The sequence below is a fragment of the Blautia hominis genome (assembly GCA_002270465.1).
GTDB classification, from domain to species: domain Bacteria; phylum Bacillota; class Clostridia; order Lachnospirales; family Lachnospiraceae; genus Blautia; species Blautia hominis.
The window spans coordinates 1-239 of sequence record NQOF01000038.1; the positions used below are offsets into that span (position 1 = coordinate 1).

Annotated in this window: 1 pseudogene; it reads right to left on the bottom strand. The window is 38.1% G+C overall.

What is annotated here, in order from left to right:
- A pseudogene (locus CI595_RS26505) lies at window positions 1-239 on the bottom strand (hypothetical protein); the annotation flags it as partial.

The following is a 239-nucleotide window of genomic DNA, read 5'->3' on the forward strand; positions in this document are numbered from 1 at the left end:
AGCGAAACATGTGCCTTTTCCTTAAATGGTTTTGGAAATGTTACCCGTTTTGATGTGGGTTCATTTGGTTTTGGTGTAATTGTTACCCTTCCAGCCTGAATCCAATAATTTCCTAAAGCGGAGTTTAATGCAGTAACAGTATCCTGCACATTACTTGCAGTTCCATCTGCTTTAGTAAATGTAACATTACCTGCCGTCGTTTTGGGTTTAACCTCATTCTGAAGATAAGTCAAAAAGTT